The sequence below is a fragment of the Rothia nasimurium genome (genome assembly GCF_928381415.1).
GTDB classification, from domain to species: Bacteria; Actinomycetota; Actinomycetes; order Actinomycetales; family Micrococcaceae; genus Rothia; species Rothia nasimurium_H.
This window is the reverse complement of sequence record NZ_CAKMSF010000052.1, coordinates 1-251: the sequence shown is the minus strand read 5'-3', so window position 1 is coordinate 251 and position 251 is coordinate 1. Positions and strand designations below refer to the sequence as shown.

Genomic DNA, 251 nt, shown 5'->3' with positions numbered 1-251 from the left:
GCTCCCGCCCTTGCGACCGATTTCAGCCATGAACTCGCGTACCGCATCAGGTACAGGCTCCCCCGGCTCACGGCGGGCTTCAACCGGCTGATAACGCTCATTCATGAACTTCTGGATACTCCTAACGTTTCCGGCGACCTCAGAGACTGGTAGCGGTGGCTGGCACTGGCTATTCAGCTCATAAGCCAGTTTCTCAAAGTCCTCGCCCCGATAGGCAGCGCGTCGGCAGGTCTGAAAAATCGTCTCGTTCC

1 protein-coding gene is annotated in these 251 nt (G+C 58.2%); it reads right to left on the bottom strand.

From position 1 onward, the window contains the following. Positions 1–240, bottom strand: a 240-nt coding sequence (locus tag L7A20_RS12170) for a hypothetical protein (protein ID WP_423817448.1), incomplete at its 3' end; no start/stop codon positions are given. Between the last annotated feature and the right edge of the window lie 11 nt (positions 241–251).